This is a genomic window from Mesorhizobium sp. ES1-3, assembly GCF_020164795.1.
Lineage (GTDB): Bacteria > Pseudomonadota > Alphaproteobacteria > Rhizobiales > Rhizobiaceae > Mesorhizobium.
Map to the genome: position 1 here is coordinate 1 of NZ_JAIUGW010000026.1, position 13,216 is coordinate 13,216.

The following is a 13,216-nucleotide window of genomic DNA, read 5'->3' on the forward strand; positions in this document are numbered from 1 at the left end:
AGGATGTCGAGGGCGAGGCGCTGGCGACGCTGGTCGTCAACAAGCTGCGTGGCGGCCTCAAGGTCGCGGCTGTCAAGGCTCCGGGCTTCGGCGACCGCCGCAAAGCCATGCTGGAGGATATCGCCATCCTCACCGGCGGCACGGCGATTGCGGAAGATCTCGGCATCAAGCTCGAGAATGTGACGCTGGAGATGCTGGGCCGCGCCAAGAAGGTGGTGATCGAAAAGGAAAACACCACCATCGTCGATGGTGTCGGGCGCAAGGAAGAGATCCAGGGCCGCGTCGCCCAAATCAAGGCCCAGATCGAGGAAACCACCTCCGACTATGACCGCGAGAAGCTGCAGGAGCGGCTGGCCAAGCTCGCCGGCGGCGTCGCGGTGATCCGCGTCGGCGGCTCGACCGAGGTCGAGGTCAAGGAGCGCAAGGACCGCGTCGACGATGCCCTGCACGCCACCCGCGCGGCTGTCGAGGAAGGCGTGCTGCCCGGTGGCGGCGTCGCGCTGCTTCGGGCGGCCAAGGCGCTCGATGCAGTCCAGACGGACAATGCCGACCAGAAGACCGGGGTCGAGATCGTCCGCCGCGCCATCGAGACGCCGGTTCGCCAAATCGCCGAGAACGCCGGCGCGGAAGGCTCCATCATCGTTGGCAAGCTGCGCGAGAAGAGCGAATTCGGCTGGGGTTGGAACGCCCAGACCAACGAGTTCGGCGATCTCTATGGCCAGGGAGTGATCGATCCGGCCAAGGTGGTACGCACGGCGCTGCAGGATGCCGCGTCGGTCGCCGGCCTGCTGGTGACCACCGAGGCAATGGTTGCCGAGAAGCCGAAGAAAGAAGGCGCCGCTCCGGCGATACCGGCCGGCGCCGGCATGGACTTCTGAGGTCCCGACCAGTGCGCCCGCTCCCTTGGACAGGGAGCGGGCATCAGTTGAAGGGAGAGAGACATGGATGCAATGGCTGACCTTGGGCCCGTGCCCGGGCCGACACATCAGGCAAAGGAGTTTCTGGCCTATGAAAGCGAATGCCGCGGCGTGCTGAAGCCGCTGCTGGCGGGACTGCTCGACACGGCCGAAGCCGCCGGCTGGAAACGGCGGACCGCCGCCTCGGCGCTGATGTTCCTGGCCGCGCAACAGGTGTCGGACGCGTCCCGAGGCACGGCCGGCGCGGCCCTGCACAATCGAGAGGAGGCAAAGCCATGAATCGCGGGCAGTTTGAAGAACCGGTCACCCTTCTGGTCGGAATGGGGTTTCCGAGGAAGATCGAAAGCGTGATGGACGGGTATGTGCTGTTGCAGGACTGGCCCGCCGCCTGCCGCAACGGCGCCCATGCCGTCGCCCTCAATGCCTGCAAGGCGGGCATCGCCGGTGAGATCGACCCGGAGACGGTGCGAGCGACGCTGGTCACCTTCGCACGCCGCAACGACATATTGCTGCCGGATATGGTTTCGCCGGCCGCGGCGATGGGCAATGAGATGCATTCGGGGTAAGGCGACAGGTCCGTCCGATGTGCAGCGATCGCCTCGCGCACCTCGCGGGGCGCAGAGCCCTGCCGGGAACCAGCGACGGCCACGCAGGTTGAATCAGCGTCGGGTCCCCGAGGCGAGGCAACGTCATGAGCATCCTGCAAAGCATCAAGGAAGCGGCCGAACAGGTGACCGGGGCCGCCAGACCGGACAGACAACAGGCGGTCGATCTTGTCAGGCCGCGAAAAGCGAACGAGTTCAGGCTTGGGATCTGGGCTGGTACCCAACCGTCCGTCCTGGCCGCTGGTGGTCTACCGCGGTGCCGTCACGCTGCCGGAGGAGTTCGATCCCGCGGCAGTCATGGAGGAGCTTTTCTCGGCCAACGGCTGGGGGGACAGTTGGCGCAACGGCATCTACGACTATGTCCACTACCATTCGCGCATCCACGAGGTGCTGGGCGTGGCCCGCGGTATCGCGAAAGTCCGGTTCGGCGGCAAGAAGGGACGAACGCTGGCGCTGAAGGCCGGCGATGTCGCGGTTCTTCCGGCCGGCACCGGGCACCAGCGCATCTCCGCCTCCGACGACTTTCTCGTGGTTGGCGCCTATCCGCCGTCCGGCACCTATGACGAATGCACGACCGCCGCCGATCACGCCAAGGCGGTGGTGACGATCCCCAGGGTCGGTCGTCCGGGCAAGGACCCCGTCTATGGAAGCAAGGGCCCGCTGCTGGCGGCGTGGAAGAAAGACTGAGTTCGCCGAAGCCCAGGAGAGCAAAGCTCATTGGCGCAAGCCCTGCCTCCGCACGAATGCGCGGTGACGCAATAGTCGTCATGTCGGTGGAACGCTCTCGGCCGCTTCCATGCCAGACAGAGAGCTTCGGCCATGGTCCGGAGTGACCGGTTGCTTGCTTGACTGGCGAAGCCAATTGCTTCGCTGTTGGGCCGCCATGACCTCGCATACGGTCGAATGCCTGCGGCAGGGTAGTGGCGCTGCCATTCTTTTGCGGTCAATCTGAAGCGGAGGATGAGCGGAACGCAGCGCTTCCAAGTTGGTTGCTGCATTGCAGCATAAATTGCTGCACGTCCCGCCTATCGCCTAGGGAAAACCGAAACGCCCCATAGGGCTTCTTACAAGGGGACAGCGACAGGAGGAGGCTCTTATGATTCGTGGAAGCTGCTTGGCTTTTGGCGGTCCTGTTTTCTATCGGGTTTGTCGTGTTGGTTGCAGGCTTGGTGCGGGCTAGATGGAACCCGGCACTCGACCGCTTATTCCTAGGACATCCATGATTGCTGGACGTCAAAGGCGCCAAAATCGGGCAATTGCAGCGTCACAAGAGCAAGGAGGCCGGCACTGCCGCGCCTTTCGCCATCCCGCTGATCGGGCATCGGCTTCGCTGCAAAGCCAGCGTTCACCATTGCCTGTCGAGATTACGGTTCGATCGTAATATTGCTGCCCCGTAGCTGCGCCCGACGTCTGCCCAGTTGGGGCAGCGAGCCTTTTTGGCGGGTCATCCTATGGACCGGGGGCGAGATGCCGATAAAACGCCATCGCATAGCGCGGTCGTCGTTCGCGCCCGCCTCGTCAATGATCAGAGGCCGCGGACCGGCTCGATTGGCAAAAGGAAACGGGCGACGCTCGCCCGTTGTTGTCACGTAAGCGACGTCGAGGTCCAAAACACGTCGTCGTTCACGTGCTTGCACCTTGTCAGATCGCTGGCTAGTTCAGCGCCCTGAGGCGTCTTTTACTCCCTCGCATGGGTTAAAATGCGGAATACCGGCCAATGGGCAATCGCTTCGCGCAATTTGCTGAAAAGCTTGCCTTCTTTGTTGATGGCAGATCGAACTTGAACGGCAGCCCATCCGGCTTTCATCGCGCCGCCGACATGGCAATGGCAGACAACAGCGTGCAACTGCCAATCCGTAAGCTCGAAGAAGCGCTTCGCTTCGCCATACGTATCGTTCTTCAGCCCTTCAGCCCGCAAAGTTGGATCGGCGAAAGCGATGCTGAGCGCGGAGCCGAGGGACTGGGTTTTGTCGCGCACGTCCAAGGTCATGTATTCCGTCCCGGGGAAGGCGGCGAGGTACTGCTCGGGATTTCGCTCGAGCAGCATGGCCCAATGTTCCAAACGCTGGCGCCGCGTCATAGCCGGAAAGGATGCTTCGACCTCCGCGACCCCATGCAGTTCTGCAAGTGTCTGATGTTTCATGGCCGTCTCCTGTTGGCGAGGCGCTCCGTCTGCAACACAGGCCGAAACAGCCTCAATCGTCCCTATGCAGGCGAACCAGCATTCCGTCGGGAAGTTCCATTGGCGAGAAAATTTGACAGTGTGCCTGCTTCAATTTCCCGATGTCTCCGTGCCTTGCACCATCCCACGCAACGAGCTACTGCGATGCTTGGACCAGCCGCCGGAGCAACGGGTAATCCTTCAGGTCCTTGTAAGGGGTGAGATCTAACTCCCTTGGCACGCAGCGAAGCTGTTCCTCATCAATTGCTTTCTCATGCCCTTTAATGACGCTTTGGTAGTGCCGCCAAGTCAGGCCAGCCCCTCTGACCGCGTCTCTCTCGATGCGCGAAGCGATTTGATGGGCGTGCAGATAATGAAGCCGCAATTCGTCCAAGAGAGCTTTTTCAACAATTTCGTGGCACACCAAAAACGGCTCCAGCCGCACGTCCTTGGCTTTCCATCTGATGGTGCGCGGCAGATGTCGGTCGATGTAAATTGTAGTTGCATCCCTGCTGTACCCAGCGATGTAGGGAATATCGAATTCGTGGCTAACCTTAACTCGTCGATGAAGCGCAGAAACGACATCAGACAGAACGAGGTCGCTGATATCTTCAGAGCTATGACGGACTTCGTCGGCTAATTTCAAGCCCGCTCCTACCCATAGACGGCCGAAGCGCCCGCCACAGGCGAGCGCTCCAGGTGTTTTTACTTGTTGACGATGATGCGCTGCTTGTCCCGGTTTTGTGCGTAAGTAGCCTTGTCGTAGGCAGTCTGCGCCTCCAACTGGTCCTTGGTGAAGTTCGTATAGAGGTAACGGTTGCCGTTTTTGTCGGTCATGAACTTGAGGTTCTCCATGCCGACCGCAACCTTCTTTTCGCCAATGCCCAGAAAGCCGCCTACATCAACGATTATCGAGTCGACCTTCTTATCACCGGTCAGGATAACGTCGCCGATCTCGCCGACCTTCGCATCATCTGCGCCATAGACGTTGGTTCCGATCAGATTTGCCGCGCTGATTTTGTCTGACGGCATTTGGGTCAAGGTCGACTTGTCGACCGAGGCCGTCGCAGTCCTGTCGGTTTTGGCAGTTGTCGCTTGGGTGTCCGCCGTGCCGTTGGCCGGCTGGGTCGTCGACGTTGCCGCGGTATCGTAAGCCTTCGTATCGAAATTGGGCTGAGCTTTAAGCTCATCCTTCGTCGTCTTCGCGACTAACCAGCGATCGCCCTTCTTGTTGACCCATTCAAGCTTATTGAAGTCGTAGGCGACATTTTTTTCGCCCACGCCAAGGAAACCGCCGACGCCAATGACCACGAGTTTGGCGTTCCCGTCCTTGTCCAGGACGATGTCATTAACATCACCGATCTTCGTCGCGTCATCAGCGCTGCTGTCATAGACCGCGGTTCCCATGATCTTGGAGACGAGTTTGCCATCAGTGACCGGAGCAACAACCTCTGTCTGGGTAGCGGGCTTGCTCGTGTTTGCGGCGTGTGCACCGGCGGTGCAGAGCGCCGTCGTAATGAGAGCGGCCGTCGCCACCGTAGCGAGTATCTTGCGGACCATTGTGAGATTCCTCCTGTTGTTGATAGACCGTCGGTTTCCGTCAACGTCATTTCAATCAACGTAAACAAAGGCCCTACGTTCCGGGGTCCATGGTCCTGCCGGCGTCGCCTGAGGGCGCATGCCGAACCTGTGCTACCTTGGGGACAGGGTCCGCGCGACTGTTTCCGAGGAGGGAGCGATGCCTAGGCCCGGTCGGCGGCATGCTTTCTGGACGGCTTTCGAGCGGCGCCGCCGAAACATGGCTCTCAAATTTGGATCCGAGGGCGACCCTGAATTGGCCCTGATGGTTAGTTAGCCAGCACTGTCTCCTGGCGGATAATATGCGCCTTTTTTGGCGTCTAGCTCATATCCGGAACGTCAGGACTGGCCTGCTGCCGGTTTCGTGGACACCGAGATAAGGTGTTTAACGGAACTGGAGAGTGGGAATGCAGGGAAGGAAATTCAGCCGCGAGTTCAAGCTTGAGGCGGTGAGATTGATAAAGGATCGGGGCGTTGCGGTGGCCCAAGCTGCCCGCGATTTCGATCTCCACGAGAATGTGCTGCGCAAATGAGTGCGCGAGCTGTCGACCGATCCACATCATGTCATGGGCAGATGAAGCCGGAGCAGCAGGAGATCGACCGGCTTCGCAAGGAAGTGGCGAAGCTGAAGGCGGAGCGTGACATCCTAAAAGAGGCCGCAGCCTACTTCGCGAGGGAAGTGACATGAGGTTCGCTTTCATCGCTAGGCACCGGAACATCTGGCCGGTGGCATGGCTGTGCAGTGCGCTGGATGGATCCCGGTCGGGCTTCTATGCCTGGCTCAACCGCAGCCCCAGCACTCGCTCCCGGCATAACGAGATCCTCGTTTCCCGGATTGACCGAAGCTTCAAAAGCAGCGATCGGACCTATGGTGCCCGCCTCATCTGGCACGACGTGCTGGCCAAGGTCTTTCCTGCGGTCTGCATCGTATCGAACGTCTGATGCAGGAGAACGGGCTGCGGGCCCGGCCTCGGCGCCGCGGACTGCCAAAGGATACCGGCGAGCGCTCGGCAGTGTCGGACAACCTCCTAGACCGCGCCTTCGAGGCATCGGAGCCGAACCAGAAATGGATCGCCGACTTCACCTACATCTGGACTGCGGAAGGTTGGCTCTACGTCGCCGCAGTGGTCGACCTGTTCTCGCGATGAAGGCCGAAATGACAGCACAACTCGTCACCGATGCGCTCATCATGGCGATCTGAATGGGGATCTGGAGGAGAGGCAAGCCCGACAGCCTGCTGCCTCATTCCGACCAGGGATCGCAATATACGAGCGAGCAGTTCCAGCGGCTGATGGCCGACCACGGCATCACCTGTTCGATGACCGGCAGCGACATGCCGGTGATCAAGCCGGGCGAGGTGCCACCGAAGACGTCGAAGTAAGCGGCCGGCGGGGACCGCCCCGGCCGGAACTCATCGCGCCCTGCCGGTTGGGTTTTGGGGGGCGGGTCACCACACCTCTGACCCGCGCGGCCTTTGGGCTCCCACGGCCCGATGCTTGCCGATCTCTACACACCGGGCGGGCCTTTTTCTCAACCGGAACCAACCGTCGCGCGCCGAATTGTCATTCGCGGGCCGCCCAGCCCGCTGCGTATTGGGCTTGGGTAGAAAATGGCAGAGCAGACGCGATCCGACAAAGCCGACATTGAACCGCGCAAAGGGATGCCCAGCCCGCGCCTCGGCGAGGCGGAATTCAAGCAGCGCTACAGGAAACTGTTCTACGATCCAGCCTTCGAGGGGGAGGCCAAATCCCTCGGTAGGTTGGCTGAGATCGCCTGGCAGGCCTATAGCGAGGAACGCAAGAGCCCCGTTACCCGTAAGGCCGGAGAGGGCTTCCATGATCCCGATTACGATCTGTCGGTCGAATGGATCGCCGCCCATGAGGCGGTCGAGGCAGCACAGCGGCGCCACGAAGACAAAGCCGCGCCCTCGCGCATCCTGATCATCAACGGCTCGTCGCGCAGCGAGCACACCTGCCCGGGCGAGATGTCGAAAAGCTTTCGGCTGGTCGAGCTGGCGCGCGATGCCATCGCGCAAAAGCCCCGCTTCTCGGTCGAGGTGCTTGACCTCTCGCGGCTGGCCTCCGAATACGGTCGCAAGATCTATCCCTGCAAGGCGTGCTTCTCGACGGCGGCGGCACTCTGCCACTGGCCGTGCTCCTGCTACCCGAACCATTCGCTCGGCCAGGTGCAGGACTGGATGAACGACATCTATCCGCTCTGGGTCGAGGCGCATGGCGTGATGATCGTGACGCCTGTCAACTGGTATCAAACCTCATCGCCGATCAAGCTGATGATGGACCGCCTCGTCTGCGCCGATGGCGGCAATCCCGACCCGACCCTGACGCAGGGCAAAGATGCTGCCCTTGCCAAGAAAGCTGAGCTTGCCGGTTGGGACTATCCGCGCCATCTCGCCGGCCGGCTTTTCTCGGTCGTCGTGCATGGCGACACGGAAGGCGCGGCAAACGTGCGGTACGCGCTTGCCGACTGGCTGCGTTCTATGAAGCTCGATCCGATCGGAGAGCTTGGCGAGCTCGACCGCTATATCGGTTACTGGAAGCCCTATGCGACCAGCCATGAAGAGCTCGACGCCGACAAGGCCGTCCAGGCCGAAGTGACGAACGCCGCTCTGGCGCTCGCCGAAGCGGTCGAGAAGCGCCGGGCAAGGGAGTTCCCTGCGATCGGCGCCGGTCTCGAGGATCCACGTCCGAAATAAGTGAGGAAAGATGCCGCGCTGGGTCGATGAAGTTGGACGATCCTGAAGGAAAGCGTCACCGGCTATATCAACGACAATGCGCTGAGCCATGGCGCGGCGATGGCCTTTTACGCCACCACCTCGCTGGCCCCGATCCTTCTGATCGTCGTGGCGATCGCCGGTATCGTCATCGGCAACGATGCCGCCCAGCTGGCGCTGTCGGCCGAGATATCCGGCGTCATGGGCCCGCAGAGCGCCGACCTTCTCAAGGCCACGATCGAAACCGCGTCGCACCGCTGGTCGGGCACTTTGGCCACCCTCATCGGGCTGGTGACGCTCTTCGTCACCGCGTCCGGCGTCTTCGGCGAGATGCAGCAGTCGCTCAATAAGATTTGGAAGGTGAAGCCCGACGGCGTGTCGCTGTCGCGGCTGGTGCGGGCGAGGGCGGCGAGTCTCGGTCTCGTGGCCGCGCTCGGGTTCCTGCTCCTGGTGTCGCTCGCGGCGAGCACGGCGATCGCCGCGCTCGGCGAGTTGATCAACCGCAGCCTGCCGTTCGGAGAATTCATCGTCAGCGCCATCAACACGGTCGTCTCCTTCGTGCTGATAGCGCTGCTCTTCGCCGCGATCTACAAAGTCCTGCCCGACCGCAGGCTCAAATGGCGTGATGTCGCGATCGGAGCGGTGGTCACGGCGCTGCTGTTCACCATCGGCAAGTCGCTGATCGGCTGGTACATCGGCACCAGCGCCATCGCCACCTCCTATGGCGCGGCCGGCGCGCTGATGGTGGTGCTGGTCTGGGTCTATTATTCGGCGCAAATCTTCCTCTTCGGCGCCGAGATCACGCGCGCCTATTCGGTGCGCCGCGGCAGCCGGCGCGATCTTGCGCCGGTTGTGGCGGACGCAAACGAGCGGGCTGCGTCGCGCCACGCCAGGGCAGCGGCCAAACCCGAGGCGACAATTCCGGCTAACGCTGGCGGCACGGCGGCGCCTCGGCCAACGGCATTCGCCGGCGAGATCGGCGTATGGATTGTCATCTCCAGCCTGATCACGCTGCTGGTCACGCGGATATTGCGCCCAAAAAGCTGAAGTATCCATCGAGGTAGATCCCGCAAGAAATCAGCAGGCTTTCCCTCGATCTTCATCACTAAACCGTTGGAACGAAAGCCAGTTCTGCGAATTGGTATTTCGTCTCGAGAGCAACAGGAGATCACAACGTGAACAGCGCTAACGTATAGACGCGGACAAAACGGAGAGCACGTCAATCCCCCTCGCAACTGCGCCACAGCTCACCCGGGCTATTGTGACCTGAGACCCTTGTTCCCTCCATTTCAATGGAGGTCCGGCGCTTCGTTTCTGGCCTCATGCGGCCTGTTTTTCCAGCGCCATTTTTGTGGCGAATTCGATGGGCGTGATGTTGCCCAGGGCTGAGTGTGGTCTCTTGCGGTTGTAGTCCTCCTTCCATAGATCGATTGCTGCCCGCGCTTGCGCGAGGGTGGAGAACAGCGTTTCGTTCAAGCATTCGTCGCGAAATCGGCCGTTGAAACTCTCCACGAATCCGTTCTGCATCGGCTTTCCGGGTGCGATGTAGTGCCATTCGACGCCGCTCTCCTGGCACCATTTGAGGATCGCCATCGACGTCCGCTCGGTGCCGTTGTCCGAGACGATCGTGCTCCGCGGTGGCGATGATGGCGTCCAGTTCCCGAGCGACGCGGGCGCCCGACAGCGACTTATCCGCGACCAGCGCCAGGCATTCCCGCGTGAAGTCGTCGACGACGGCCAGAACCCGGAACCGTCGTCCGTCCGTGAAGGCATCGCTAACGAAATCCAGGCTCCAGCGCTCGTTCATCCGGCCCGGCGCGATCATCGGCCTTCTCGTTCCCAAGGCCCGCTTGCGGCCGCCACGCTTGCGGACCTGGAGCTTCTCCTCCCGATAAAGCCGCCGCAGCTTCTTCTGGTTCATCACGATCCCTTGCCGTTCAAGCATGATGTGGATGCGCCGGTAGCCAAAGCGGCGGCGCTCGGCAGCCACCGTCTTCGTCGCGGCTCGAACGATGGCATCGTCCGGCCGGATGCTTGTGTAGCGAACGCTCGAGCGATCGACGAAAAAGAGCCTTGCGCGCCCGACGCTGGCTCACCCCATGCCGCTCGCAGGCGTGGACCACAGCGCATCGCTTGGCATCGGGCGTCACCATTTTCTTGCGGCGAACATCCTTCAGGATGGCATTGTCCAGCATCTGCTCGGCCAGCAGCTTCTTCAGCTTGGCGTTCTCCTCCTCCAAAGCCTTCAGCTTGCGGGCGTCGGAAACGTCCATGCCACCGAACTTGGCCTTGTATTTGTAGAAGGTTGCTTCCGAGATCCCGTGCTTGCGGCAGACATCGGCGGTTTTCATTCCCGCCTCCTGCTCCTTCAAAATCGCGATGACTTGTTCTTCCGTAAACCGTGAACGCTTCATTCGTCCGTCTCCTTGAGCGGGACGAACTCTACCAAAAACTGGAGGAGCTTCAGAGTCTCAGGTCAGCCGGTCAAAGTTAATAGCTTTTTATATTGCAAAGTATGCTTACCGCTCTCTGCAAGTTGCCCGCTCTTAGGAAAAGACGCTTGGGGCAATCGCTCGCTCCCGCAGCTGTGAGCAAAGTTCAGTCCACGACGGATCAGAAACGAAACTGCTCAGACCTCCACAGGCATCAGCGAAAGGCATATCGCCGAAGCGGTCTATGACCTCGCCGGTTTCGCCTATGCTGCCCTTTCGGATTGACTCGAATGGATCCTCATCGCATTCAATGACGCGATGCCCCCAAGCTCCTGGTACTTCATCGCTTGCGAGAGCGCGTCGAAGGTCCGGATCCATGTCCGCGGTCTCTAGAGCCCGACAAATGACGTAGCGCATCAGGGGATAGTAGACCGGCTGGTGACTGCCTCCGAGCGCGCGCACGCCGGGCAGGATCGACAGGACCAGAAACATAAGGAGCAGGTTCGGAATAAGGCTGCGGTTCGTCAGTCGCTCAATGATATCGGGAGCCGCGAAGCGAGCGACCTTCGTTCTGGTCGCCAGATTGATGAGTTCTCCACCCACCATGCGCAGCGGCAGGCGCTTTCCGTTTTCATAGTACCAAAAGAAATCGGTACCGCGGGCTAGCCAGCCACCCCAGGGGCCAGCCGTCAGCCTGTCGATCTCGTCAAGGATATTCAAAGCCAGCTTTGGGCTTTCCAGCAACCTCGTACGCAGCCAGGAACCCTCGTCTGACAGGTGGTCCGCCACCAGGTCGGCAACGTCCTCATCGTCGATTTGCAGGAAGGCAAAGCTCTCTCCGAAAAGTTTTGGCCAGAGGATGCGATTGGCTGCCTTGATGGCATGCGCAGGCCGCTCGAACTGCGTCTTCGGCAGAAGACTGCGAAGCAGGGCGAGGGCATCTCCCTCGGCATTTGGCTCCGCTGGCACCAGCTCGAACCGGTATGATCCAGGCCCGGTCAGAAGGCCGTATCCGATCATCCGGCTTCGGCTGAGACCGAAGACGTTGACCGGCTTCCCGTCAAGCGTGATCCAGCCTGGCCCCTTGCGGGGCTTTTCAACGAGACTCACCGTTGAAACGGCATAGGAAACGTAGCTCGAGCAGCCATGCGCCGAGAGGCCAAGCAGGCTGAAGATGTGGGTGTAGTAGGCCTCTGGCTCCATGAGGAGAAACAAATGCGGGCCGGTCTGCAACACGCGGCGTTGCTCTAGATCTTTGCATATTTGGGAGACGGCGTTGATCGGCAATCCGTTTCGCGTTCCCGCATTCCTGATCGTGTCGAGCAGCTTGGCAAGCGCGCGGCTGCGAATTTCGGGTTCCGGTTTCTGGGTAGGCGCTTCGAACAAGCGGGACGCATAATCGCGAAGCCGGCGGCAATGATAGGAGCGCGTCCAAGGATAGAGCGTCGCCAGAGAGTCCAGCACCGCCTGCTTGGCGTCTGTGTCGGTCGCTAGCTCATCCACCTCACGGTTCATCCTTTCGCTGCGCGATGCCGATGCTCAATGCAGGAATGCTGATCAGGAGCACCACCCCGAATCCGAAGAAGATCGTCGAAGGAAATACACTCTCGCCCATAGCGCCAGCGATGCTGAATATGACCAGTCCCAGCGCGACAGCGAGACTGTGCATGACGCCCTTGGCCCTGCCCAATACATTGTCAGGCATACGCGACTGCAGTGTGACCTCGATGCTCACCCGGCCCAGATTGTAGAGAAACCCAAGCGTGGCGAAGACGATCAATGTCCAGGGCGCGCGCACAGTGATCAATGACATCAACGCGAGCGCCGTTGAGGCCAAAAGCATGAGGTGCAGTATAGGACCACTTGTCGCTCGTGTCAGCCTGACGAGAACAGCCGCCCCAATAACCGAACCAGCCGACCACGCGGCCTCAAGGTAGCCGAAATCGGCGGCGGTGCCTTGCTGCTCTTCGAAGACGAAGCTTGATCCCATCACCGTGACCAGCACCGCGCCTCCATAGAGAAGGGCATAGGCGGCAAACAGATCGAGGAGATGCGTGTCGATGTTCGGTGCCAGGCCTTTGGCCCTTCTGACACCTTGCGGGAGGCGGCCTGGCCGCATCCAGGACAGTGAGACGGCTGAAACGAGGAACAACAGGGCGAGCACCATGAACGTCAGGGCAGGGGAGCGCCCACCCAGTAGTGATCCGGCTAGCAACGCTGCGCCGAGGCTGCCTAACTGCATGATGAAGAAGATGATGGAATTCGTTGCCGCAAGTTCGGCGCCTCCCGTCACGAGCGGGATCATCGCTTGCGAAGCGGTCAGAGCGACACGATCGCAAATCGAAAAGAGCGCCGCTGACAGGCAGAGCGTTAAAAAGGCGTCCCGGTAGAGAAGCGTGCAAGCCGTGGCGAGCAAGATGGCAAAGCGACCGAGGTCGGCCGCGATGTTCAATCGCTGTCGGTCAAACCGGTCCGCTGCCAGGCCGGCTAGAGGGCTTGCAACGAATTCGACGACACTGACGGTCGCTAGCAGTATCGCCACGCCGCCGCTTCCGCAGCCTGCTGCGACAACAGTCCAGGCGGATGCGATGTAATATCCGTTTCGTCCGACTGCCGCCAATAGCGTGCTGGCCATGAATCCAAGCCATAGACGGGACTGGATGCTTGATCTCAGGTCAGCGTGAATTTGAATTGCATTTGACAAGGGCTGCGCATCCAATCGGCGCTTGTCATACCCACTGCCCAGATTGCCGCTTAACAATCACGCTTGTTTTTTCAGTTCGTTGCTGAAA

12 protein-coding genes and 2 pseudogenes are annotated in these 13,216 nt (G+C 60.8%); 8 read left to right on the forward strand and 6 right to left on the reverse strand.

Going from position 1 to position 13,216, the window contains the following annotated elements; genetic code table 11:
* From groEL to LB536_RS25865, 5 genes are all read left to right on the forward strand, one after another.
* On the forward strand, positions 1-878 hold an 878-nt coding region (gene groEL / locus LB536_RS25845), incomplete at its 5' end, for a chaperonin GroEL (RefSeq protein WP_224597623.1).
* Positions 879-941: 63 nt separating this feature from the next.
* On the forward strand, positions 942-1,196 hold the full coding sequence (locus tag LB536_RS25850) for a hypothetical protein (RefSeq protein WP_224597626.1): 255 nt from the start codon (positions 942-944) through the stop codon (positions 1,194-1,196).
* Positions 1,193-1,483, forward strand: a complete 291-nt coding sequence (locus tag LB536_RS25855; RefSeq protein ID WP_224597628.1) for a DUF982 domain-containing protein — start codon at positions 1,193-1,195, stop codon at positions 1,481-1,483. The genes LB536_RS25850 and LB536_RS25855 overlap by 4 nt, the downstream gene beginning before the upstream one ends.
* A gap of 240 nt (positions 1,484-1,723) precedes the next feature.
* A complete protein-coding gene (locus tag LB536_RS25860; RefSeq protein ID WP_318013499.1) occupies positions 1,724-2,209 on the forward strand; it encodes a cupin in 486 nt (161 codons plus the stop codon).
* Positions 2,210-2,745: 536 nt separating this feature from the next.
* Complete coding sequence (locus tag LB536_RS25865) at positions 2,746-2,919, forward strand: hypothetical protein (RefSeq protein WP_224597630.1); 174 nt, start codon at positions 2,746-2,748, stop codon at positions 2,917-2,919.
* A 281-nt stretch (positions 2,920-3,200) separates the two neighbouring features.
* On the opposite strand, the gene LB536_RS25870 is transcribed toward LB536_RS25865, so the two are convergent.
* The 3 genes from LB536_RS25870 to LB536_RS25880 form a co-directional block, all read right to left on the reverse strand.
* Positions 3,201-3,665 carry a hypothetical protein gene (locus tag LB536_RS25870; RefSeq protein ID WP_140765623.1) on the reverse strand — a complete coding sequence of 155 codons (465 nt, stop codon included), beginning with the start codon at positions 3,663-3,665 and terminating at the stop codon, positions 3,201-3,203.
* Positions 3,666-3,840: 175 nt separating this feature from the next.
* Positions 3,841-4,329 carry a hypothetical protein gene (locus LB536_RS25875; protein ID WP_224597633.1) on the reverse strand — a complete coding sequence of 163 codons (489 nt, stop codon included), beginning with the start codon at positions 4,327-4,329 and terminating at the stop codon, positions 3,841-3,843.
* Between the two features lie 59 nt (positions 4,330-4,388).
* On the reverse strand, positions 4,389-5,243 hold the full coding sequence (locus LB536_RS25880) for a PRC-barrel domain-containing protein (protein ID WP_140765625.1): 855 nt from the start codon (positions 5,241-5,243) through the stop codon (positions 4,389-4,391).
* 425 nt (positions 5,244-5,668) lie between these two features.
* Between LB536_RS25880 and LB536_RS25885 the strand changes: the two are divergent.
* The 3 genes and pseudogenes from LB536_RS25885 to LB536_RS25895 form a co-directional block, all read left to right on the forward strand.
* A pseudogene (locus LB536_RS25885) lies at positions 5,669-6,591 on the forward strand (IS3 family transposase); the annotation flags it as partial.
* 279 nt (positions 6,592-6,870) lie between these two features.
* Positions 6,871-7,974 carry a flavodoxin family protein gene (locus LB536_RS25890; RefSeq protein ID WP_224597637.1) on the forward strand — a complete coding sequence of 368 codons (1,104 nt, stop codon included), beginning with the start codon at positions 6,871-6,873 and terminating at the stop codon, positions 7,972-7,974.
* A gap of 99 nt (positions 7,975-8,073) precedes the next feature.
* Positions 8,074-9,039: a YihY/virulence factor BrkB family protein gene (locus LB536_RS25895; RefSeq protein WP_263489350.1), complete on the forward strand. Its 966-nt coding sequence runs from the start codon at positions 8,074-8,076 to the stop codon at positions 9,037-9,039.
* A gap of 273 nt (positions 9,040-9,312) precedes the next feature.
* Here the strand turns inward: LB536_RS25895 and LB536_RS25900 are convergent.
* From LB536_RS25900 to LB536_RS25910, 3 genes and pseudogenes are all read right to left on the reverse strand, one after another.
* Positions 9,313-10,406, reverse strand: a pseudogene (locus LB536_RS25900) (IS3 family transposase).
* A gap of 132 nt (positions 10,407-10,538) precedes the next feature.
* Positions 10,539-11,939: a hypothetical protein gene (locus tag LB536_RS25905; RefSeq protein ID WP_140765779.1), complete on the reverse strand. Its 1,401-nt coding sequence runs from the start codon at positions 11,937-11,939 to the stop codon at positions 10,539-10,541.
* Entirely contained in the window at positions 11,929-13,059 is a 1,131-nt protein-coding gene (locus tag LB536_RS25910) for an MFS transporter (protein WP_224597641.1), read from the reverse strand. Before LB536_RS25910 ends, LB536_RS25905 begins: the two co-directional genes overlap by 11 nt.
* Positions 13,060-13,216 lie beyond the last annotated feature (157 nt).

What these genes read in the sequence shown, in the direction of transcription:
- LB536_RS25905 (WP_140765779.1), bottom strand. Translation starts at nt 11,939, where the DNA reads ATGAACCGTGAGGTGGATGAGCTAGCGACCGACACAGACGCCAAGCAG.
- LB536_RS25880 (WP_140765625.1), bottom strand. Translation starts at nt 5,243, where the DNA reads ATGGTCCGCAAGATACTCGCTACGGTGGCGACGGCCGCTCTCATTACG.
- LB536_RS25910 (WP_224597641.1), bottom strand. Translation starts at nt 13,059, where the DNA reads ATGGCCAGCACGCTATTGGCGGCAGTCGGACGAAACGGATATTACATC.
- LB536_RS25890 (WP_224597637.1), top strand. Translation starts at nt 6,871, where the DNA reads ATGGCAGAGCAGACGCGATCCGACAAAGCCGACATTGAACCGCGCAAA.
- LB536_RS25850 (WP_224597626.1), top strand. Translation starts at nt 942, where the DNA reads ATGGATGCAATGGCTGACCTTGGGCCCGTGCCCGGGCCGACACATCAG.
- LB536_RS25895 (WP_263489350.1), top strand. Translation starts at nt 8,074, where the DNA reads ATGGCCTTTTACGCCACCACCTCGCTGGCCCCGATCCTTCTGATCGTC.
- LB536_RS25855 (WP_224597628.1), top strand. Translation starts at nt 1,193, where the DNA reads ATGAATCGCGGGCAGTTTGAAGAACCGGTCACCCTTCTGGTCGGAATG.
- LB536_RS25870 (WP_140765623.1), bottom strand. Translation starts at nt 3,665, where the DNA reads ATGAAACATCAGACACTTGCAGAACTGCATGGGGTCGCGGAGGTCGAA.